Genomic DNA, 22,181 nt, shown 5'->3' on the forward strand with positions numbered 1-22,181 from the left:
ATTGGGTTTTCCCATTTCCTTACACATCAAGCCCTTGCCGTTTTGGCACGAAACTCGCTCTGACAACTGGCCAGATTCATTCCAATAATAAAAAGGTCGTGTCATGTCATTGACCCTGGAAAATGTCTCCCGCGTTGTCGAAGGCCAAACCTGGATCGACGACGCCAGCCTGCGTTTCGAAGCCGGCTCCTTCAACGTATTGCTCGGCCGCACACTCTCCGGCAAGACCAGCCTGATGCGCCTGATGGCCGGCCTGGACAAGCCCGACAGCGGCCGCATCCTGATGAACGGCGTGGACGTCACGCAAAAGCCGGTGCGACTGCGCAATGTGTCGATGGTCTACCAGCAATTCATCAACTACCCGACCATGACGGTGTTCGAAAACATTGCCTCGCCGTTGCGCCAGGCCGGTGTTTCCAACGAGCTGATCCAGAGCAAGGTGCTGGAAACCGCGAGGATGCTGCGCATCGAGAAATTCCTCCAGCGCCACCCGCTGGAGCTGTCCGGGGGGCAGCAGCAACGCACGGCCATGGCCCGTGCGCTGGTCAAGGATGCCGAGTTGATCCTGTTCGATGAGCCGCTGGTCAACCTGGACTACAAGCTACGTGAAGAGCTGCGTCAGGAAATGCGCGAGCTGTTCAAGGCGCGGCATACCATCGCCATCTACGCCACCACCGAGCCCAACGAGGCCCTGGCCCTGGGCGGCACCACCACGATTCTTCACGAAGGCCGGGTGATCCAGAGTGGCAAGGCCGCCGAGGTCTACCACCAGCCGCAGACCGTGCTGGCCGCCGAGCTGTTTTCCGAACCGCCGATCAACCTGATGCCGGGGCGCATCAGCGGCAATGAGGTGAGTTTCGCCAATTTTGTGCACTTCCCGCTGAACGTCGACCTGCGCCCGATTGGCGAAGGCGAATTCCGCTTCGGCGTGCGCCCCAGCCATATCAGCCTGGTGCCGAGCAACGACGATGACCTGGAGCTGGCAGTGACCGTGGAAGTCGCCGAAATCAGCGGCTCGGAAACCTTCCTGCATGTGCGTAGCGAGCATTTCCTCTTGGTTCTGCACCTGCCGGGCGTGCACGAGTACGACGTCGACGCGCCGATCCGCGTGTATATCCCCACCCATAAACTGTTTGTGTTCGATGTCCAGGGCCGTCTGGTCCAGGCTCCCGGACGCCGTGTCGCGAGGGTTGCCTGATGGCCGAGATCCATTTGCAGAACCTGGCGCACAGCTACAGCCCTACACCGACAGGGCCTGAAGACTACGCGATTCGGGAAATGAACCACGTATGGGAGCAGGGCGGTGCCTACGCCTTGCTCGGGCCCTCGGGCTGCGGCAAGTCGACCCTGCTCAATATCATCTCCGGGCTGCTCAGCCCGTCCGAGGGCCAGGTGCTGTTCGATCACAAGGTGGTCAACGAGCTGACGCCTGAACGGCGCAACATCGCCCAGGTGTTCCAGTTCCCGGTGGTGTACGACACCATGACGGTGTTCGACAATCTGGCCTTTCCTCTGCGAAACCAGGGCATGGCCGAGGCGAAGATTCACAGCAAGGTGCAGGAAATTGCTGAGGTGCTCGACCTGCAAAACCTGCTGACCAAGAAAGCCCGCAACCTCACCGCCGATGAAAAACAGAAAGTTTCCATGGGCCGTGGGCTGGTGCGCGACGATGTGTCGGCGATCCTGTTCGATGAGCCGCTGACGGTGATCGACCCGCACCTCAAATGGAAGCTGCGGCGCAAACTCAAGCAGATCCATGAGCAGTTCAACATCACCATGGTCTACGTCACCCACGACCAGTTGGAGGCCTCGACCTTCGCCGACAAGATCGCGGTGATGTACGGCGGGCAGATCGTGCAGTTCGGCACGCCGCGTGAGCTGTTCGAGCGGCCGAGCCACACCTTTGTCGGCTATTTCATCGGCAGCCCTGGGATGAATCTGATCGAGGTGCAGGCCGAACCCGGCGGGGTGCGCTTTGCCGGTACTCATCTGCCCCTGTCCGCGGCACTGACCCAGCGTATTGCCGATACGGACTACAAGAAACTCCAGGTAGGCATCCGCCCGGAATTTATCCACGTGTGGGACGAGTACAACCCTGACGCCTTGCAGGCCGCTGTCACACACGTCGAGGACCTCGGCACTTACAAGATCATGACCCTTACGCTGGACGGCGCGCCCCTGAAAGTGCGCCTGGCCGAAGACAAGCCCGTGCCTGAAGGCACGGCGTCCATCAGTTTCCCGGCGCAATGGCTGATGGTCTACGCCGACGATTACCTGCTGGAGGTGCTGCCATGAACAAGGTGCAGAACAACAAGGCCTGGTGGCTGGTGTTGCCGGTGTTCCTGCTGGTGGCGTTCAGTGCGGTGATCCCGATGATGACCGTGGTCAACTACTCGGTGCAGGACATCTTCGACCAGTCCAGCCGCTACTTCGTCGGCGCCGACTGGTACAAGCAGGTGCTGCTCGACCCGCGCCTGCATGACTCATTGCTGCGCCAGTTCATCTACTCGGCGTGCGTGCTGCTGATCGAAATCCCACTGGGCATCGCCATCGCCCTGACCATGCCGACCAAGGGGCGCTGGTCGTCGCTGGTGTTGATCATCCTCGCCATTCCGCTGCTGATCCCCTGGAACGTGGTCGGCACCATCTGGCAGATTTTCGGCCGCGCCGATATCGGCCTGCTCGGCTCGACCCTCAACGCCATGGGCATCAGCTACAACTACGCGGCCAACACCATGGACGCCTGGGTCACCGTGCTGGTGATGGACGTATGGCACTGGACCTCGCTGGTGGCGCTGCTGTGCTACTCGGGCCTGCGCGCGATTCCGGATGTGTACTACCAGGCGGCGCGGATTGATCGGGCCTCGGCCTGGGCGGTGTTCCGACATATCCAGTTGCCGAAGATGAAAAGCGTGCTGCTGATCGCGGTGATGCTGCGCTTCATGGACAGTTTCATGATCTATACCGAGCCTTTCGTGTTGACGGGCGGCGGACCGGGTAACGCGACTACCTTCCTCAGTCAGACGCTGACCCAGATGGCTGTAGGCCAATTCGACCTAGGCCCGGCGGCCGCGTTTTCCCTGGTGTATTTCCTGATCATCCTGTTGGTGTCCTGGCTGTTCTACACCGCCATGACCCACTCCGACGCCAACCGCTGAGGCCGCCAACATGAGCAAGAGAAAGCTGATTCCGCTGCTGATCTACATCCTGTTCCTGCTGGTGCCGATCTACTGGCTGCTGAACATGTCCTTCAAGAGCAACACCGAAATCCTCGGCGGCCTGACGCTGTTTCCGCAGGATTTCACCCTGGCCAACTACAAGGTGATCTTCACCGATCCCAGCTGGTACACCGGCTACCTCAACTCGCTGTACTACGTGAGCCTGAACACGGTGATTTCGTTGAGTGTGGCGCTGCCGGCGGCGTATGCGTTTTCGCGCTACCGCTTCCTCGGCGACAAGCACCTGTTCTTCTGGCTGCTGACCAACCGCATGGCGCCGCCGGCGGTGTTTCTGCTGCCGTTTTTCCAGCTGTATTCGTCCATCGGCCTGTTCGACACGCACATCGCCGTGGCCCTGGCGCATTGCCTGTTCAACGTGCCGTTGGCGGTGTGGATCCTGGAAGGCTTCATGTCCGGCGTGCCCAAGGAAATTGACGAAACTGCCTACATCGACGGCTACAGCTTTCCTAAGTTCTTCGTGAAGATTTTTATCCCCTTGATCGGCTCCGGCATCGGCGTGACGGCGTTTTTCTGCTTCATGTTTTCCTGGGTTGAGTTGCTGCTGGCGCGCACCCTGACCTCGGTCAACGCCAAGCCCATCGCGGCGGTGATGACGCGCACGGTCTCGGCGTCGGGCATCGATTGGGGCGTGCTGGCAGCGGCGGGGGTGTTGACCATCCTGCCGGGCATGCTGGTGATCTGGTTTGTTCGCAACCACGTGGCCAAGGGCTTTGCCCTGGGCCGGGTCTAGAGGAATCGATGATGGAATGGATGGCCTGGACCACCCCCACCGCGCTGTTCTTTGGTGGTATCGCCCTGATTCTGGCGGGCATGACCACCTGGGAACTGCGTTCGCCGAGCATCCCCCGGCGCGGTTTTCTGCCGATCAGCACCACCCGTGGTGATCGCTTGTTTATCGGTCTTCTCGGCAGCGCCTACCTGCATTTGCTGGTCATCGGCGTTACCGACTGGAGCATCTGGGTGGCGTCCGCGCTGTCCCTGGTATGGCTGTTGAGTGTGATGCGTTGGGGCTAGTACTCGCCCGGTAGGCGCCGGCAAGCCGGCGCCTGCAGGGATTGTGTTCGCAGGTCCCGTTTGAAACTAACCAGGAGGTCTCTATGTTCGATAAAAACAATAAGCTGCGACATAGCATTTCATTGGCCGCCGTATTGGCCCTCAGCGGTTTGAGCGCCACGGCCTGGGCCGATGCGTACGAAGATGCGGCGAAAAAATGGATCGGCAGCGAATTCAAACCGTCCACCCTCACGGCCGACCAACAGCTCGAGGAGCTCAAGTGGTTTATCAAGGCCGCCGAACCGTTCCGTGGGATGAAGATCAATGTGGTGTCGGAAACCCTCACCACCCACGAGTACGAGTCCAAGGTGCTGGCCAAGGCCTTCACGGAAATCACCGGGATCAAGCTGACCCACGACCTGTTGCAGGAAGGCGACGTGGTCGAGAAGCTGCAGACGCAGATGCAGTCTGACAAGAATATCTATGACGGCTGGGTCAACGATTCCGACTTGATCGGTACGCACTTTCGCTATGGAAAAACCGAATCGATCACCGACCTGATGGCCAACGAAGGCAAGGATTTCACCTCGCCGACCCTGGATATCAAGGACTTTATCGGCATCTCGTTCACCACCGCGCCGGACGGCAAGATCTACCAGCTGCCCGACCAGCAGTTCGCCAACCTCTACTGGTTCCGCGCCGACTGGTTCGAGCGCCCGGAGCTGAAAGCCAAGTTCAAGGAAAAATACGGTTACGACCTCGGCGTGCCGGTGAACTGGTCGGCCTATGAAGACATCGCCAAGTTCTTCAGCGAAGACGTCAAGGAAATCGACGGCAAGCGCATCTACGGGCACATGGACTACGGCAAGAAAGACCCATCCCTGGGCTGGCGCTTCACCGATGCCTGGTTCTCCATGGCCGGTGGCGGCGACAAAGGCCTGCCCAACGGCTTGCCGGTGGACGAGTGGGGCATTCGCGTGGAGGACTGCCATCCGGTGGGCTCCAGCGTGACCCGTGGCGGCGACACCAACGGCCCTGCTGCGGTATTCGCCACGCAGAAATACGTGGACTGGATGAAAGCCTACGCACCACCGGAAGCGGCGGGCATGACCTTCTCCGAATCCGGGCCGGTGCCGTCGCAAGGCAACATCGCCCAGCAGATTTTCTGGTACACCGCGTTTACCGCCGACATGGTCAAGCCGGGCCTGCCGGTAGTGAATGCCGACGGTACGCCGAAGTGGCGCATGGCGCCGTCGCCGGTCGGGCCTTATTGGGAAAAGGGCATGAAGAAGGGCTATCAGGACGTGGGTTCCTGGACGTTCCTCAAGTCGACCCCGGAGAAACAGAAACTCGCGGCCTGGCTGTATGCGCAGTTCGTGACCTCGAAGACCGTCTCGCTGAAGAAAACCATCGTTGGCCTGACGCCGATTCGTGAGTCCGATATCAATTCCCAGGCCATGACCGACATGGCGCCCAAACTCGGCGGCCTGGTGGAGTTCTACCGCAGCCCGGCCCGCGTCGAGTGGTCGCCGACCGGCACTAACGTGCCGGACTATCCTCGCCTGGCGCAACTGTGGTGGAGCAACATCGCCGCCGCCGCCAGCGGCGAGAAAACCCCGCAACAGGCCCTCGACAACCTGGCCAAGGAGCAGGACGCGATCATGACGCGCCTGGAGCGCTCCAAGGTGCAACCGGTGTGCGGTCCGAAGATGAACCCCGAGCGTGACGCGCAATACTGGTTCGACCAACCGGGCGCGCCGAAACCAAAACTCGCCAACGAAAAACCCAAGGGCGAAACCGTGGCCTACGGCGATCTGCTCAAGCAGTGGGAGGCAGCGCGTAAATAAATGCGCCAGTTAGCGGATGTGGGGGCGGGCTTGCTTGCGAAAGCGGTGTGTCAGTCGCTGAATTGGGTGACTGATCCACCGCCTTCGCGGGCAAGCCCGCTCCCACATTTGGCGTGTGTTCCAAGGCTGGAATCGGGTTGTACCACTCGCTCAAATGCCGCTGCAGCACCTCGGCCTCCAGCCCGAACACCAATCAAAACTGTGGGAGCGGGCTTGCCCGCGAAAGCGGTGTGCCAGTCGCTGAAAAGGGTGGCTGATCAACCGCCTTCGCGAGCGAGCCCGCTCTCACATTTGGGGTGTATTTCAAGGCTGGAATCGGGTTGTACCATCTGCTCATGCCGTTGCAGCTCCTCGGCCTCCAGCCCCAACACCGATCAAAACTGTGGGAGCGGGCTTGCCCGCGAAAGCGGTGTGCCAGTCGCTGAAAAGGTTGGCTGACCCACCGCCTTCGCAAGCAAGCCCGCTCCCACATTTGACCTTTATGTACCAGGAGCCCAGACCCTTTCCTCGACAAAGCGCCTGGCCAGGAATCCATACAGCAAATACCCGAACGCCAGCACCAGCATCGCGCCAAATACGGCCTCTTCGCCGCAGGCATAAATCGCGTACAGCGAGTACCCCACGGCCACCAGCACCACCAGCGTATTACGCGCCTGCACCGCTGCAGTGGCGCGTGCCTTGTGCATCATCACCAGCAAGCCGGTGAGGGCGGTCACGTAGGGCACCAGGTTGGTCACCACTGCCAGGTTCACCAGTTTGCTGAATTGCGCGCTGGCTGTTGGCGAGATGGTCGAGAGGGCAATCAGGCTTTGCAGCGTCGCACACGCAAGCAGCCCGAGTACCGGCGCATTTGTCGCGCTGACCCGGCTGAAAAAGGCCGGAAACAGACGCTGGTCCGCCGACATCTTGGCCGTCTGCGCCAGGGTGAACTGCCAGCCCAGCAATGAACCGATGCACGCCACCACCGCCAGCGCCATGATCACTTCACCCATCCAGGGCGTGAACATCTGCGCATACACCAAGGCAAACGGCGCCGAAGACTCGGCCAACTGCGCATTCGGCACGATGCCCTGGATCACCGCCGTCGACAGCACGTACACCAATGCCGCGCCCAGGGTGCCGAGCAGGCAGGCCAGCGGCACGGTGCGCTGTGGCTCTTCCACCGCGTCATAGCCTTGCGCCGCCGACTCCATGCCGAGAAATGCCCACAGCGTCAGCGGAATACTCGCACCGATGGCGTCCCACAGTTCCAGCTGATTGGGGTTCCAGGCCGCCACAAACACCTCGGCCTTGAAGTAGAGCCAGCCGATCACACACAGCCCCACCACAGGAATGATCACGCCCCACACCGTCACCACCCCGATGCGCCCGGTCAGGCGCGGGCCGCCGAAGTTGGCCACGGTGGTCAGCCAGATCAGCGCCAGGCTGCCGATGAACAACGGCACCGGCCCGCTACCCAACCACGGCACAAACGACGACAGATAGCCCACGGCTGAAATGGCAATCGCCACATTGGCGATGATCAGCGACAGAAAATACAGAAACGAGCACAGGAAAAATCCCGACTTGCCGTGGGCCTCTTCGGTATACGCCGACATCCCGCCGGTGCGCGTACAGAACAGTCCGCACTGGGCAAAGCCATACGCGATGGCCATCGAGCCCACTGCCGTGATCACCCATGACAACAACGAAATCGCGCCCAGCTGCGCCATGCTCGCCGGCAACATGATGATGCCCGAGCCCATCATATTGATCGTGACCAGCGTGGTCAGGCCCAACAGGCTCATCTTTTTGCTTGGTTCGGGCATGGTCGTTCCTTGGATTGGCGGGGGAACACTGCCCCAGTGGTGAGGGGCACCTTGTGTAGAGGCAACTTACTGCGTTGCGTGGGCTTTGTGTATCAAGTGAGCTTTTTTTGTGCGGAGTGACGTTTTTCGAGTGCCCATTGGCTCGCCGGAGCGCCCATCCCCGCCTCGGCGGGTGTACGGGCTGGGTCATCTATAACCGCCGATCCGCCCCTTCTTAACCCCGATTGAATTTTCCGCACACCCCGATGCTCTGCACTGTTAGAAGCGTGTGGTTTTCAGCGCTCTTGTGGGGCTTCCTTGTTGGGAGGCCCGTTGCATCGGACTTTGCGGACACTGCCATCATGACGCTTTTTACAGCGCTGTCGGGCCAACCGGCCTCCCTTACCCAGCCGGGCCAGTGCCAGCGGGTGTATCAACAGCTGCATGGCGAAACTGCGGGTGCAGAAGAGGTCGCGCGGGCATTTATTCGCACGCAATTGGCACAGTTGCGCGACGTGCCCGGCGAGTTGCCCGAGGCGCCCGAGCAATTGCCCGCGTGGGTCGAGCAGCGCTGCGCCGAGGTGGCCCAGGCCTATGCCGATTACCTGGAGCAACGCCAGCAAGGCCAGTCACGCCGCTATTTCCAGAACAAGGCCCATGCGTTGTACTTCCTGCAGCGCGTGGCGCCGACCAAACACGTCGACGGCGCCTGGCTCAACGGCCTGCTGCGCTATTGGCAGGACCCGCGTTTCGACGGCCTGCTCACCACCTACCTTGAAGAGTTGGGCGACGGTGAGGCGGCGCAGAATCATGTGCTGATCTACCGCAAATTGCTCAGCGAACACGATGCCGACAGCGACGCCGGCCTGGAAGACAGCCATTACCTGCAAGGCGCGCTGCAACTGGCGCTGGGGCTGTGTGCCGAGGAATTCCTGCCGGAGATCATCGGCTACAACCTGGGCTATGAGCAGTTGCCCTTGCACCTGTTGATCACCGCGTACGAGCTGAGCGAGCTGGGCATCGACCCGTACTACTTCACCCTGCACGTGACCATCGACAACGCCAGCAGCGGCCACGCGTGCAAGGCCGCGCAGTCGGTGCTGAATTTATTGCCGCTGGGCGAGGGCAGGGCGGACTTCTATCGCCGGGTGGCCGACGGGTACCGGCTCAACGACCTCGGCCTGGGCACCACCGCGGTGATCAGCCGGTTCAATCTGCAGGACGAAGTGGTGGCGATGCTCGAACGCAAGCGCACGTTCGGCCAGCACATGCATTCGGACTACTGCCGCTTCGAGGGCCAGACCGTCAATCAGTGGCTGGCCCAGCCGGGGCAGATCGGCGCCTTTCTCCGGGCCCTGGAAGACAAGGGCTGGATCAAGCGCAACCAGGACCCGGCCGACAGTCGTTTCTGGCAATTGATCGAAGGCGCCGGCGCGGCGATGTTCGGCGTGTTCAGCGGCTATGAAAAACAGCTGCTGCATGACTGGATCGCCGGTGAGTGGGTCAGCGGCCAACGCGTGCCGCCGGTACGGCCAGGGCGCGGTAGCCGCTTCTCGCGGGAGCAGCACCGCCCGGCGGATCCGGACACCCAGGCGCTGGTGGATTCGCTGTGGAACCTGTCCGACGAGCAGCAGCTCCAGGCATTGATTCCCTGGCTGTCGGCGCGGCGCCATTGCACGCCCGCCGGTTTGTACGCCACCCGACGTTTTATCCAATTGCGCGCGCGCCTGCGCTGAGGTCCTTGCCCATGTCTGCACAACAACTCGCCGACCGCGCCTTGCTCAACCTGGGCCGGGGGTTGAAGGAGCACGGCTACCGGTTCATCACGCCGACGCCGTTGACCCATGAGCGGGTCTATCAACGCCTGCCCACGCCACTGGCGGTCGACCTGCGTGATGTCTTTGGCTGGTCGATGCCGTTTGACAATCAGCTGTTGCCCGAAGCATTTCGGGAAGAGTTGCAGCAGGCCGATGTGATCGAGAAGCACGACGCGCTGTGGCGCAGCGCGGTGCGTTGGTCGAGCCTGGATGATCTGCTGCTGGCCCACTCGGCGTACCCCACCACACAGTCGGATGCGGTGTTTTTCGGACCGGACAGCTACCGCTTCGCGCACCTGCTCGAAGCCCATCTGCAGCAGCGCGGCGAGCCGATCACCCGCGCCGTGGACATCGGCTGCGGCGCCGGTGTCGGCGCGCTGGTGGTCGCCCGCGCGCGGCCCGACGCCGAGGTGCTGGCAGTGGACATCAACCCGCGTGCCTTGCGCCTCACGGCGGTGAACGCGGAGCTGGCGGGACTGGCCAACGTCAGTGCCTACCACAGCGATGTGCTGGGCAGTGTCGAGGGCGAATTCGACCTGATCGTCGCCAATCCGCCCTATATGAACGACGACCGTCAGCGCGCCTATCGGCATGGCGGTGGCGCGCTGGGTGAGCAACTGTCGGTGCGTATCGCCAGCGAATCACTCGGGCGCCTGGCCCTTGGCGGCAGCCTGGTGCTCTACACCGGCGTGGCGATCGTCGCCGGCGAAGACCCGTTTCTGGAGGCGGTCAAGCCGCTGCTTGCCAGCGACGCTTTCGGTTGGACCTACCGCGAACTCGATCCCGATGTGTTCGGCGAAGAGCTGGGCAAACCCGGGTATGAGCGCGTGGAGCGAATTGCCGTGGTCGCGCTCACCGTCACCCGTTTGCGCTGACCACTCATCAGGTGTGGACGCACGCTGGAGGAACGCTCGCCGGCTCGACCGCCCTTATCTATAACCCCTCCAATGGCAGGAGTGCAGAGCATGCGAGCGATGACTTTCCAGGGCACCCACAAGGTGCAGGTGGACACGGTTCCCGATCCGATCATTGAGCAGGCGGACGACATCATTTTGCGCGTCACCGCCACGGCCATATGTGGTTCGGACCTGCACCTGTACCGGGGCAAGATCCCCACGGTGGAGCACGGGGATATCTTCGGCCACGAGTTCATGGGCATCGTCGAGGAAACCGGGCCGGCGGTGACGGCCGTGCAGCGCGGCGACCGTGTGGTGATCCCGTTCGTGATTGCCTGTGGTGATTGCTTCTTCTGCCAGCTCCAGCAGTTCGCCGCCTGCGAAACCACTAACGACGGGCGCGGCGCGATCCTGAATAAAAAGGCGATCCCGCCGGGCGCGGCGCTGTTTGGCTATAGCCGTTTGTACGGCGGCATTCCCGGTGGCCAGGCCGAGCTGGTGCGGGTGCCCAAGGCCAATACCGGGCCGTTCAAGGTGCCTGGCACCCTTGCGGATGAGAAGGTGTTGTTCCTTTCCGACATCCTGCCCACCGCATGGCAGGCGGTGACCAATGCCGGCATCGGCGAGGGCTCAAGCGTGGCGATCTATGGCGCCGGCCCGGTGGGACTGCTCAGCGCCGCGTGCGCACAGATGCTTGGGGCCGCGCAGATCTTCATGGTCGACGATCACCCGTATCGCCTGGCCTATGCGCAGAAAACCTATGGCGTGATCCCGATCAACTTCGAGGACGACGATGACCCTGCCGACACCATCATCCGCCAGACTGCCGGTATGCGCGGCGTCGATGGCGTGGTCGATGCGGTCGGCTTCGAGGCCAAGGGCAGCACCACCGAAACCATCCTCACCACTCTCAAGCTCGAAGGCAGCAGCGGCAAGGCCTTGCGCCAGTGCATCGCCGCCGTGCGCCGGGGTGGCACGGTCAGCGTGGCCGGGGTGTATGCCGGGTTTATCCATGGCTTCATGTTCGGCGATGCGTTCGACAAGGGCCTGACTTTCAAGATGGGCCAGACGCATGTGCAGCGGTTCCTGCCGGAGCTGCTGGGGCATATCGAACTGGGGCACTTGAACCCGGAGGCGATCGTCACCCATCGCCTGTCGCTGGAGCAGGCGGCGCGTGGCTATGAGCTGTTCGACAAGGCCGAGGAGGATTGCCGCAAGGTGATCCTGCTGCCTGGGATCGACGAGCGGCCACTGGTCGAGCCGCTGGAAGAACTGACGCCGGAGATTCGCGTGCAGGGCGTTCCCGGATTCTAGCCGATCCCTTGCAGGAGCCGGCAAACCGGCTCCTGCAGGGAGTTGATCAGGCAGCAGCTTGTGGCTGCAGGCGCAACTCGCCGTCGACATCCTTGACCAAGCCGCTGGCCAGGAACAGCGGTGCCAGGCGCTTGTGCAACTGCGGTTCGACGAATTCCTTTACCGTGTCCAGCGCCAGCGCACCACTGAGCGGCAGCTCGGCCTTGGTGTACGACAGCCAGGCTTTCTTGAGCATCTGCAACACATCACTGCCGGCCGTCGAAGCGAAGCGGCGGTGGCTCGGTTTACCGTCGAAAGCGAACGAGTGCTGGAACTCATAGCCCGTCTCGTCACCGCCACTGGCCGTGCAGCGCACGCAGGTGCAGGGGCCGTCGCCGAACGCGCTGCGCAGGTAGGCGTTGAAGTCCACCACGGGTTTGAGTGACAGGCGCTTATCCACCTCGAACAGGTCCCCGGTCATTTTTTCGTCAGTGTTCAACGTCCATTTCCTCGCAGTCTGCGGCAGTTTTACAAAGCGCGGCACAATACCAGCCGCACGCCAGTTTGGGGATTGTTTGCATAACAATAGACCCCAATATTCTTTTGCTGTCTTAAAAACCGCCGCTACGCTCCAGCACCTTCCCGAAAACGCGGCAGACCCCCATGACTTTCAAGCGTTCCCCCCTGACCCTCCTGGCGGCATCCCTCGCCGCCGCCACGGCCTTGCTCAGCCCCGGTGCGCAGGCCGAAGGCACCATCAGCATCGCCCAGCAATTCGGCATCGGCTACCTGATCCTCGACGTGGTGCGCGATCAGCACCTGATCGAAAAACACGGCAAGGAGCAGGGCCTGGATATCAAGGTGGAATGGAACAGCATATCCGGTGCCACCGCCATGAATGAATCGCTGCTGGCCGGCGCCCTGGATGTGGTCTCGGCCGGTGTGCCGCCGATGCTCACGCTGTGGGACCGCACCAAGGGCAAGCAGAACGTCAAGGCCATCGCCTCCCTCGGCTCGATGCCCAATTACCTGCTGACCAACAACCCCAACGTGAAGACCCTCAAGGACTTCACCGAGAAAGACCGCATCGCCGTGCCCGCTGCCGGCGTGGGCTTTCAGTCACGCACCCTGCAGATCGAAACCGCCAAGCAGTTCGGCGATGCCAACTACAAGAAATTTGATGACATCTCCATCAGCCTGGCCCACCCCGACGCCACGGCGGCGTTGATTGCCGGCGGTTCGGAGATCAACTCGCACTTCTCCAGCCCGCCGTTCCAGTACCAGGAGCTGTTGAATCCCAACGTGCACAAGGTGCTCAGTTCCTACGACATCCTTGGCGGCCAGGCTACGTTCAACGTGCTGTACACCACGCAGAAATTCCACGACGAAAACCCCAAGACCTACAAGGCGTTCTATGACGCACTGGCCGAGGCCGAGAAAATCATCAAGGCCGACAAACCGGCTGCTGCCAAGGCGTATATCCGCGTAGAGCAGTCGAAGTTGCCGCTGGACCTGGTCGAGAAAATCGTCCAGGACCCGGAAATCGACTTCACCATCGTGCCGCAGCGCACCTATATCTATGCCGAGAAATTGCAGGCGCTCGGAGTGCTGAAAAACAAGGCGGCGAGCTGGAAGGACTACTTCTTCGAAGAAGCCCATGGCGGCAACGGCAGCTGACCCGCCAAGACCCTGATGTCGAACGCCGCCAAATGTGGGAGCCGTCGAGCCCCAGCGAGGCCGCGAAGGCGGTGTGTCAGGCACAGAAGGGCTATCAGTACCGCCGCCTTCGCAGCCTCGCTAAAGCTCGACATCTCCCACAGTTGACCGGTGTTGTAGCTGAAATTTCAACCACATAGCGAAACCCGGTACTTGCTCAAATCCCAGCCACACAGCCGCCCCCCCCCTGTGGGAGCCGTCGAGCCCCAGCGAGGCCGCGAAGGCGGTGTGTCAGGCACAGAAGGGCAGTCAGTGCCGCCGCCTTCGCAGCCTCGCTAAAGCTCGACATCTCCCACAGTTGGGCGGTGTGGTGGCTGGAATATCAGCCACATAGCGAAACCTAGTGGTCGCTGGGATCCAGCTCACCCAGCGACACTCTGCAGAAACTGCAATCAGCGAAACCCAGTACTTGCTCAAATCCCAGCCACACAGCCGCCCCCCTGTGGGAGCCGTCGAGCCCCAGCGAGGCCGCGAAGGCGGTGTATCAGGCACAGAAGAACGGTCAGCCCCACCGCCCTCGCAGCCGCGCTGTAACTCCACCGCTCCCGCCGCTAAAATCGCGCTCTACACCGCGATCAAGCTGCGCTTGATCCAGTCATACAAGTCATTCCCCTCGCTCGACAATTCGCTGTTGGCCCGTCGGCACAGGTAGTACTGGCGGCCGTCGTTGACCTGCAGGTCGAACAGCTTCACCAACTCACCACTGGCCACATGTGGCGTCACCAGCGGCTCGCGCAGCAAGGCGCAGCCGAGGCCGGTGAGGGTGGCCGTGAGCGCCAGTTGGCCATCTTCCAACAGCAACCCATTGAGCGCCGTGGCGTCGACTTCGGCGGCTTCGAACCATTGGCCCCAGGTGCCGCGTTCTTCGTCGTGCAGCAGGGGCAGTTGGCTCAGGGCCTGCGGTGTGTCGATGGGGCCGTGTTGTGCCAGGAATGCGCGACTGCAATAGGGTGTGACCGCGCCGCAAATCAATGGCTCGCTGTGATAGCCCGGCCAGTGCCCGGTGCCGAAGCGGATCGACAGGTCGGCCGCGTCGCTGGGGTAGCTGCGGTGGTTGGCGTAGGTCACGTTGATGTCCAGCGCCGGGTGGTCCTTGAGGAAGTCGGCCAGGCGCGGGATGAACAGGTTGATGCCAAACAACGGGATCAGGCTGATGGTGACCTGGCGCGTGGCGCTTTTCTCGCGCACGTGTTCGGTGGCGCTGCGCAGTACCGCGAACGCCGAGCGAATCGCACGGTAATACTCGCGGCCTTCATCGGTAAGTACCAGGTTGCGGCCCTGGCGCAAGGTCAGCGGCTGCTGCAGGAAATCTTCGAGCAAGTGCAGTTGATGACTGATCGCCGAGGCGGACACGTCCAGCTCGCGTGCGGCGGCATTCACCCCGCCATGGCGCGCAAACGCTTCGAAGGTGCGCACGGCGCGCAGGGGAGGGTCATTGTCTAACTGTTCTAATTTATTCATGTGTTGAATTAAATACCAACTCTTTGCGTAAATAAAGAGCCATAAATGCCGTAAACATGGCGTAAATAGCCTGTTATCGCTTTGGTATAACCATATGACTTTCTGATATTTGATAAAAACAGAATAGATGCTTAGTGTGCCGCCCTTGTACGCACTGAGGTTCAGGGTCCTGATGGATGGGTTTATCCAACAACTGCTCAATGGCTTGATGACGGGCAGTCTCTACGCGCTGGTGGCCCTGGGTTACACCATGGTCTACGGCATTTTGCGCATCATCAACTTTGCCCATGGCGATGTCTTGATGATCGGCGCGCTGGTGGGCCTGTCGGTGATCCGCCTGCTGCAAGCCACCTGGCCGACATTGCCGCCGGTGCTGGTGTTGCTGTTGGCGACGCTGGTCGCGATGGCGTTCTGTGCGCTGCTGGCCGTGGTGATCGAGCGCGTGGCCTATCGCCGCCTGCGCCACGCCCCGCGCCTGGCGCCGCTGATCAGTGGTATCGGCGTGTCGCTGCTGCTCCAGACCCTCGCCATGCTGGTGTGGACGCGCAACCCGCAGATGTTCCCGCAACTGCTGCCGCTGGAGCCCATCGAAGTGTTGGCCGGCGCTTCGACGCACCCGGCGATCACCAATGCCACCGCGCTGACCACCATCGCCATCGCGTTGTCGGTGATGGTCGCGCTGCTGGTGCTGGTCGAGCGCACCCGTTTTGGCCGGGCCATGCGCGCCGTGGCAGAGAACCCGCAAGTCGCCAGCCTGATGGGCATCAACCCCAACCGCATCATCGTGCTCACCTTCGCCATCGGCGGTGCCCTGGCGGCGCTGGCCGGGGTGATGATGGCCAGCAACTACGGCAGCGCGCATTTCTACATGGGCTTCCTGCCGGGGATCAAGGCCTTTACCGCAGCGGTGCTGGGCGGTATCGGCAACCTCAAGGGCGCGATGCTCGGTGGCCTGCTGCTGGGGCTGATCGAAGCCCTGGGCACCGGCTATCTCGGTGCCGCCACCGATGGCGTGTTCGGCAGTAATTACCAGGATGTGTTCGCCTTTATCGTGTTAATCGCGGTGCTGGTATTCCGGCCGTCCGGGCTGCTGGGCGAACGCTTGGCGACGCGCGCATGAGCCACTCTCTGACCGCCAACAAACGCGCCACCTTCGGCCTGCTGCTGTTCGCCGTGGCCCTGGTGCTGGCGCCGTGGATCGTCGGGCATGCCGGCGGCAACACCTGGGTACGCACCCTGGATTTTGCCTTGCTGTACATCATGCTCGCCCTCGGGCTGAACATCGTGGTCGGCTACGCCGGGCTGCTGGACATGGGCTTTATCGCGTTCTACGCGGTGGGCGCCTACCTTGCCGCGCTGCTGTCGTCGCCGCACCTGTTGCAGCAGTTCCCGGCGCTGGTGGCGTGGCTGCCGGCGGGGATGCACACCTCGATCTGGCTGATCCTGCCATTGGGCGCTTTGCTCGCCGCCGGCTGCGGGGTGGTGCTCGGGGCGCCGACCTTGCGCCTGCGTGGCGACTACCTGGCCATCGTCACCCTCGGCTTTGGCGAGATCATCCGCATCCTGCTGCGCAACCTCGATCGCCCGGTGAATATCACCAACGGCCCCAAAGGCATTTCGCAAGTCGATCCGGTCAGCCTGCTGGGCGTGAACCTGGGGCGCACCCAGGAGCTGTTCGGCCTGCGCCTGCCATCGGTGTACCTCTATTACTACCTGTTTGCCGCGCTGGTGGTGCTGATCCTGTTCGCCTGCATTCGCCTGGAGCGCTCGCGCATCGGCCGCGCCTGGGTGGCGATCCGCGAAGACGAAGAAGCGGCGCAGGCCATGGGCGTGAACACCGTGCGCCTCAAGCTGCTGGCGTTTGCGATTGGCGCCGCGTTCGGCGGCGTGAGCGGCGCGCTGTTCGCAGCGTTCCAGGGTTTTGTCTCGCCGGAATCGTTCACCCTCAATGAGTCCATCGCGGTGCTGGCGATGGTGGTGCTCGGCGGCATGGGCCATATCCCCGGGGTGATGCTCGGCTGCGTGCTGCTGGCTGCGCTGCCCGAAGCCCTGCGCGCAAGCATGGGCCCGCTGCAGCAGGCGCTGTTCGGCCAGGTACTGGTCGACCCGGAAATCATCCGTCAGTTGTTCTACGGCCTGGCGCTGATCCTGGCGATGCTCTACCGACCTGCCGGGCTATGGCCCAAAGGAGTGGCACGATGAACGCACCGTTGTTGCAGATTGACCAGGTCAACAAGCACTTCGGCGGCGTCGCGGCGCTGACCGACGTGAGCCTGAGCATCCAGCCCGGCGAAATCTACGGGCTGATCGGCCCCAATGGCGCCGGCAAGACCACTTTCTTCAATGTCATGACCGGCCTCTACACCCCGGATTCCGGGCGCTTCCAGCTGGACGGGCGCGAGTACCGGCCGACCAGCGTGCACCAGGTGGCCGAAGCCGGCATCGCGCGCACGTTCCAGAATATCCGCCTGTTCAATGCCATGAGTGCGCTGGAAAACGTCATGGTCGGGCGCCATGTGCGCACCCGCAATGGCCTGTGGGCCGCCTTGAGCCGCCATCGCCGCGCCCGTGATGAAGAGGCGCAAACCCGCGCGCATGCCCATCGTTTGCTCGCCTATGTGGGCCTGGCGGGCTTTGCCAACTACCGCGCCGACAGCCTGAGCTACGGCCATCAGCGCCGCCTGGAAATCGCCCGCGCGCTGGCCACCGAACCGCGCCTGCTGGCGCTGGACGAACCGGCGGCGGGCATGAACGCCAGTGAGAAGGTACAACTGCGCGGCCTGCTGGAAAAAATCCGCGACGACGGCCACACGCTGTTGTTGATCGAGCACGACGTCAAGCTGGTGATGGGCGTGTGCGACCGCATCAGTGTGCTCGATTACGGCCAGGTCATTGCCGTCGGGCCACCGGCCGAGGTACGTCAGCACCCGGCCGTGATCCAGGCCTATTTGGGAGCCAGTGCACATGTCTGAAGCCCTGTTGCACGTCGACGGTTTGCAGGTGCGCTACGGCGCGATCGAGGCGGTCAAGTCCCTGGACCTGCAGATCGCCGAAGGCGAACGCGTGACGCTGATCGGTGCCAATGGCGCCGGCAAGACCTCCAGCCTCAAGGCGTTGACCGGCCTGCTGCCGGCCGCCAAGGGCACGATCCGGTTTGCCGGGCGCTCGATTCGGGGCCAGGCACCGGACCAACTGCTGCGCCAGGGCATCGCCATGGTGCCGGAAGGGCGCGGGATTTTTGCGCGGATGAGTGTGCTGGAAAACCTGCAGGCCGGTGCCTTTGTGCGCCGCGATCACGCGCAGGTGCAGCGTGAAATGCGCCAATTGTTCGAACACTTCCCGCGCCTCGAAGAGCGCCTGCAACAGTCCGCCGGGCTGCTGTCAGGCGGTGAGCAACAGATGCTCGCCCTGGCCCGTGCGCTGCTGTCGCGCCCGCGCCTGTTGATCCTCGATGAGCCGTCCATGGGCCTGGCGCCGATCATGGTCGAGAAGATCTTCCAGGTGATCGACGACGTCTGCCGCCAGGGCATGACGTTGTTGCTGGTGGAGCAGAACGCTCGGCTGGCGCTGCAGGTCACCGACCGCGCATACGTGATGGACACCGGGCGCATCAGCCTTGTCGGTCCGTCCGCCGCATTGCTTGAACACCCCGAGGTGCGCAGCGCCTACCTCGGTGAATAGAACCCAACCATGACGCTACCGGACGCCCGGCGTGTTTCGACCCGCCCGAAAAGACACAGGAACGACTGATGAAGACTTTGAAGCAAACCGTATTGATAGGCCTGGCCCTGAGCAGCCTGGCAAGCGCCGTGGCCCAGGCCGACCAGACCGTGCTGATCGGCTTGGCGGGCCCGCTGACCGGCCCGTCCGCGCGGATCGGCAAAGACCTGGAAAATGGCGCGCAACTGGCCATCGACCGGGCCAACGCCCAGCACCCGAAGATCAACGGTGAAGCGGTGACTTTCAAGCTGGTGTCCGAAGACGACCAGTCTGACCCGCGCACAGCCGTGACCGTCGCCCAGCGCCTGGTGGATGAGGGCGTGGTCGGCGTGGTCGGTCACTGGAATACCGGCACCAGCATTCCGGCGGCGCGGGTGTACCACGACGCCGGCATCGCCCAGGTCGCGCCGGTGGCCACGGGGCATGCCTACACGCAGCAGGGTTTCGACACCAGTTTCCGCATCATGGGCCATGACGACGATGGCGGTCAGGTGGCCGGCGCCTATGCCTTGAACACGCTCAAGGCGCAGCGCATTGCTGTGATCGACGACCGCACCGCCTTCGGCCAGGGCCTGGCAGACCAGTTCGTCAAATCCATCCAGGCCGGGGGCGCCAAGGTGGTTGCCCGTGAATATGTCGACGACAAGACCATCGACTTCAGCGCGGTGCTCACCAATATCCGCAGCCAGAACCCCGACCTGATCTTCTTCGGCGGCGTAGACGCCCAGGCCGCGCCGCTGGCCCGACGCATCAAGCAGTTAGGCATCAAGGCGCCGTTGATGGGGGCCGGCGGGTTTGTCAGCCAGACCTTCCTGCAACTGGCGCAGAACGAAGGCGAGGGCGTGATTGCCCTGGAGCCGGGCCTGGCGGTTGCACAGATGCCGGGTGGCAAGGCGTTCGAACAGGCCTATAAAGAACGCTACAAAACCAATATCGAACTGCACGCGCCGTTTGCCTACGACGGCGTCGGCGTGCTGGTGGCGGCGATTGAAAAGGCCGATTCGGTTGATCCGCAGAAGTACCTGCCGGTGCTGCGCGCCATCAGTTACCCGGGCGTGACCGGCACTATTGCCTTCGATGCCGAGGGTAACTTGAAGAAACCGTCGTTCACCGTTTACCAGGTCAAGGCCAATCAATGGCAGCCGGTGAGTGTGGCAGGCGGTCAATAACCGCCGACGTCTGGCCGGCGAACTGCTGGTGTGGTGAGTGGACTTGTCCCGCGTTGGGTGGCGAAGCCGCTGCAAAATCAGCTGCCGAGGTGTATCTGAGACAACGCGGCGTGCTTATTGGGGCTGCTTTGCAGCCCCACGCGGGGCAAGCCCGCTCGCCACAGAAAAGCCTCTCAGTGTGGGGGCAATCAATAGGTTTTGTGGAGCTGACGGAGGCACACAATGAGCAATCTGGAAGGTGAACTGGGCATTCTTGCCCGGCGGCGGATCGAAGCCGAAATCATCAAGCCGATCTACGAGATCCTGGTGCGCGAGCAGGGCAAGGCCTTTGCCGCCGCCGTGATCGGCGAGGCCGTGGGCAACGCGGCGATTCAGGCCGGCAAGCATTTTGCCGCGCTGGAAGAGCAGGGCGCCGACCTCAAGAGTTTTGTCGAACTGCAAGTGCTGTGGGAAAAGGATGATGCGCTCAAGGTCGAGATCATCGCCAGCGATGCCGAGCACTATGACTATGACGTCAAGCGCTGCCGCTACGCCGAGATGTACCACGAAATGGGCCTGGGCGAGATCGGCCACTTGCTGTCGTGCAACCGCGACGAGTTGTTTATCGTCGGCTACAACCCGGACATCGAACTGACCCGCACCCAGACCATCATGGGCGGCGCGCACCACTGTGATTTCCGCTATCGGGCCAAACCCCATGAGTAACCTGGCGCGGGTCAATGGCGAACGCCTGTGGGCATCGCTGATGGAAATGGCGCAGATCGGCGCCACCGAAAAAGGCGGCGTCTCGCGCCTGGCGCTGACCGACGAAGACCGTCGTGGCCGCGACCTCTTCGTGCAGTGGTGCGAAGCCGCCGGCTGCACGGTGCGGGTCGACGCCATGGGCAATATCTTTGCGCGCCGCGCTGGCAAACATGATGACCTGGCGCCGGTGCTGACCGGCTCGCATGGCGACTCGCAACCCTTCGGCGGCAAGTACGACGGCATCTACGGCGTGCTCGCCGGTGTGGAAGTGCTGCGAACCCTGAACGATCTGGGCATCGAAACCGAGCGCCCCATCGAGGTGGTCAACTGGACCAACGAAGAAGGCTCGCGCTTTGCTCCGGCGATGATTTCTTCCGGGGTCTACGCCGGCGTGTTCGACCTGGAATACGGGCTGTCCCGCGCGGACAAGGCCGGTGTGACCATTGGCGAGGCCTTGCAGCAGATCGGCTACGCCGGGCCTCATCCGGTCGGCGGTCAGGCCGTGCATGCCGCGTTCGAACTGCATATCGAACAAGGCCCGATTCTCGAAGCCCAAGGCATCACCATCGGCGTCGTCACCGGCGCCCAGGGCCAGCGCTGGTATGAAGTCGAATTGAGCGGGCGCAGCGCCCACGCCGGCACCACGCCGATGGACCATCGCCTGGATGCGCTGCTCGGTTTTGCCCGGGTGGTCGAGGCCGTCAATGGCCTGGGCCTGGAGCAGGGCGCCGAAGGACGGGCGACGGTGGGCATGGCGAACATCTTCCCCAACTCGCGCAACGTGGTGCCGGGACGGGTGTTTTTCAGCGTGGAGTTTCGCCACCCGGACGAAGCGGTGCTGGCGCGCCAGGACCAGCAATTGCGCGACGCCGTGGCACGCATCGCCGCAGGAATTGGCTTGCAGCACAGCGTGAAGCAGATTTTCCAGTACGCGCCGATTGCCTTTGACGCTGACTGTGTCGAGGTGGTCCGGGCCAGCGCGGAAAAGCTCGGCTACAGCCAGCGGCCGATGATCTCCGGCGCCGGGCATGACGCCTGCTACCTGAACCAGGTAGCGCCGACCGCGATGATCTTCGTGCCCTGCGTGGACGGGCTCAGCCACAACGAGGCGGAAGAAATTTCCCCCGAATGGTCGACGGCGGGGGCGGACGTGTTGCTCCAGGCGATCCTGGCCAAGGCCTCTGCCTAGCAGACACATGCAATGTCAAAATGTGGGAGCGGGCTTGCTCGCGAATACGCGGTATCAGCCACTGCAGAGGTCGACTGACACACCGCTTTCGCGGGCAAGCCCGCTCCTACACTTGGATCTCCTTCACCTCATGGTCAGCGAAAGAACTCACCGGGCGTCGTATCAAACTGCTGGCGAAACGCATTGATGAATGCCGAGGTGGACTGGTATGCCTGGCAGGTACAGGCAATGTCAAAATGTGGGAGCGGGCTTGCTCGCGAATACGCTGGATCAGCCACTGCAGAGGTCGACTGACACACCGCTTTCGCGA

The 22,181-nt window shown here is 62.5% G+C and carries 20 protein-coding genes; 17 read left to right on the forward strand and 3 right to left on the reverse strand.

Features of this window, described 5'->3' with window-relative positions:
- Window positions 1-103 precede the first annotated feature (103 nt).
- The 6 genes from AC07OJ_RS25575 to AC07OJ_RS25600 all read left to right on the forward strand — a co-directional run bounded on the left by AC07OJ_RS25575 (window position 104) and on the right by AC07OJ_RS25600 (window position 6,079).
- On the forward strand, window positions 104-1,198 hold the full coding sequence (locus tag AC07OJ_RS25575; protein ID WP_495095437.1) for an ABC transporter ATP-binding protein: 1,095 nt from the start codon (window positions 104-106) through the stop codon (window positions 1,196-1,198).
- Window positions 1,198-2,295, forward strand: a complete 1,098-nt coding sequence (locus tag AC07OJ_RS25580) for an ABC transporter ATP-binding protein (RefSeq protein ID WP_495007031.1) — start codon at window positions 1,198-1,200, stop codon at window positions 2,293-2,295. Before AC07OJ_RS25575 ends, AC07OJ_RS25580 begins: the two co-directional genes overlap by 1 nt.
- Window positions 2,292-3,158 (forward strand): carbohydrate ABC transporter permease, encoded by an 867-nt coding sequence (locus tag AC07OJ_RS25585; RefSeq protein WP_005789024.1) that lies wholly within the window; start codon window positions 2,292-2,294, stop codon window positions 3,156-3,158. Before AC07OJ_RS25580 ends, AC07OJ_RS25585 begins: the two co-directional genes overlap by 4 nt.
- A gap of 10 nt (window positions 3,159-3,168) precedes the next feature.
- On the forward strand, window positions 3,169-3,969 hold the full coding sequence (locus AC07OJ_RS25590) for a carbohydrate ABC transporter permease (protein ID WP_003232361.1): 801 nt from the start codon (window positions 3,169-3,171) through the stop codon (window positions 3,967-3,969).
- Between the two features lie 11 nt (window positions 3,970-3,980).
- Entirely contained in the window at window positions 3,981-4,253 is a 273-nt protein-coding gene (locus AC07OJ_RS25595) for a DUF2160 domain-containing protein (RefSeq protein ID WP_003232363.1), read from the forward strand.
- A gap of 83 nt (window positions 4,254-4,336) precedes the next feature.
- Complete coding sequence (locus tag AC07OJ_RS25600) at window positions 4,337-6,079, forward strand: ABC transporter substrate-binding protein (RefSeq protein ID WP_065907385.1); 1,743 nt, start codon at window positions 4,337-4,339, stop codon at window positions 6,077-6,079.
- Between the two features lie 479 nt (window positions 6,080-6,558).
- Here AC07OJ_RS25600 and potE read toward each other — a convergent pair whose 3' ends face one another.
- Complete coding sequence (potE, locus tag AC07OJ_RS25605) at window positions 6,559-7,887, reverse strand: putrescine-ornithine antiporter (protein WP_495095438.1); 1,329 nt, start codon at window positions 7,885-7,887, stop codon at window positions 6,559-6,561.
- Window positions 7,888-8,228: 341 nt separating this feature from the next.
- On the opposite strand from potE, the gene AC07OJ_RS25610 reads away from it, so the two are divergent.
- The 3 genes from AC07OJ_RS25610 (at window position 8,229) to AC07OJ_RS25620 (ending at window position 11,893) form a co-directional block, all read left to right on the forward strand.
- Window positions 8,229-9,602, forward strand: a complete 1,374-nt coding sequence (locus AC07OJ_RS25610; RefSeq protein ID WP_495095439.1) for an iron-containing redox enzyme family protein — start codon at window positions 8,229-8,231, stop codon at window positions 9,600-9,602.
- An 11-nt stretch (window positions 9,603-9,613) separates the two neighbouring features.
- Complete coding sequence (locus AC07OJ_RS25615) at window positions 9,614-10,558, forward strand: methyltransferase (RefSeq protein ID WP_495095440.1); 945 nt, start codon at window positions 9,614-9,616, stop codon at window positions 10,556-10,558.
- Window positions 10,559-10,648: 90 nt separating this feature from the next.
- On the forward strand, window positions 10,649-11,893 hold the full coding sequence (locus AC07OJ_RS25620) for a zinc-dependent alcohol dehydrogenase (RefSeq protein WP_495095441.1): 1,245 nt from the start codon (window positions 10,649-10,651) through the stop codon (window positions 11,891-11,893).
- A gap of 46 nt (window positions 11,894-11,939) precedes the next feature.
- Here the strand turns inward: AC07OJ_RS25620 and AC07OJ_RS25625 are convergent, their stop codons facing one another.
- Window positions 11,940-12,371 carry a hypothetical protein gene (locus tag AC07OJ_RS25625; RefSeq protein WP_106803473.1) on the reverse strand — a complete coding sequence of 144 codons (432 nt, stop codon included), beginning with the start codon at window positions 12,369-12,371 and terminating at the stop codon, window positions 11,940-11,942.
- A gap of 164 nt (window positions 12,372-12,535) precedes the next feature.
- On the opposite strand from AC07OJ_RS25625, the gene AC07OJ_RS25630 reads away from it, so the two are divergent.
- Entirely contained in the window at window positions 12,536-13,549 is a 1,014-nt protein-coding gene (locus AC07OJ_RS25630) for an ABC transporter substrate-binding protein (RefSeq protein ID WP_495095442.1), read from the forward strand.
- A gap of 603 nt (window positions 13,550-14,152) precedes the next feature.
- Here the strand turns inward: AC07OJ_RS25630 and AC07OJ_RS25635 are convergent.
- A complete protein-coding gene (locus AC07OJ_RS25635; protein WP_495095443.1) occupies window positions 14,153-15,049 on the reverse strand; it encodes a LysR substrate-binding domain-containing protein in 897 nt (298 codons plus the stop codon).
- Window positions 15,050-15,221: 172 nt separating this feature from the next.
- Here AC07OJ_RS25635 and AC07OJ_RS25640 point away from each other — a divergent pair, with 172 nt between their 5' ends.
- The 7 genes from AC07OJ_RS25640 to AC07OJ_RS25670 all read left to right on the forward strand — a co-directional run bounded on the left by AC07OJ_RS25640 (window position 15,222) and on the right by AC07OJ_RS25670 (window position 21,871).
- Complete coding sequence (locus AC07OJ_RS25640; RefSeq protein ID WP_495095444.1) at window positions 15,222-16,169, forward strand: branched-chain amino acid ABC transporter permease; 948 nt, start codon at window positions 15,222-15,224, stop codon at window positions 16,167-16,169.
- The gene (locus tag AC07OJ_RS25645) at window positions 16,166-17,251 is read left to right on the forward strand and encodes an ABC transporter permease subunit (RefSeq protein ID WP_495095445.1); all 1,086 of its coding nucleotides are present in this window, start codon (window positions 16,166-16,168) and stop codon (window positions 17,249-17,251) included. The genes AC07OJ_RS25640 and AC07OJ_RS25645 overlap by 4 nt, the downstream gene beginning before the upstream one ends.
- Window positions 17,248-18,021 (forward strand): ABC transporter ATP-binding protein, encoded by a 774-nt coding sequence (locus AC07OJ_RS25650; RefSeq protein WP_065907360.1) that lies wholly within the window; start codon window positions 17,248-17,250, stop codon window positions 18,019-18,021. The genes AC07OJ_RS25645 and AC07OJ_RS25650 overlap by 4 nt, the downstream gene beginning before the upstream one ends.
- Window positions 18,014-18,730: an ABC transporter ATP-binding protein gene (locus AC07OJ_RS25655; RefSeq protein ID WP_065907359.1), complete on the forward strand. Its 717-nt coding sequence runs from the start codon at window positions 18,014-18,016 to the stop codon at window positions 18,728-18,730. The genes AC07OJ_RS25650 and AC07OJ_RS25655 overlap by 8 nt, the downstream gene beginning before the upstream one ends.
- A 68-nt stretch (window positions 18,731-18,798) precedes the next feature.
- The gene (locus AC07OJ_RS25660) at window positions 18,799-19,938 is read left to right on the forward strand and encodes a branched-chain amino acid ABC transporter substrate-binding protein (protein ID WP_065907358.1); all 1,140 of its coding nucleotides are present in this window, start codon (window positions 18,799-18,801) and stop codon (window positions 19,936-19,938) included.
- Between the two features lie 222 nt (window positions 19,939-20,160).
- Window positions 20,161-20,643: an L-2-amino-thiazoline-4-carboxylic acid hydrolase gene (locus tag AC07OJ_RS25665; RefSeq protein WP_106803480.1), complete on the forward strand. Its 483-nt coding sequence runs from the start codon at window positions 20,161-20,163 to the stop codon at window positions 20,641-20,643.
- The gene (locus AC07OJ_RS25670; RefSeq protein WP_065907356.1) at window positions 20,636-21,871 is read left to right on the forward strand and encodes a Zn-dependent hydrolase; all 1,236 of its coding nucleotides are present in this window, start codon (window positions 20,636-20,638) and stop codon (window positions 21,869-21,871) included. The genes AC07OJ_RS25665 and AC07OJ_RS25670 overlap by 8 nt, the downstream gene beginning before the upstream one ends.
- The last annotated feature ends 310 nt before the right edge of the window (window positions 21,872-22,181 follow it).

This window comes from Pseudomonas sp. GW821-FHT09C08 (assembly GCF_059418125.1).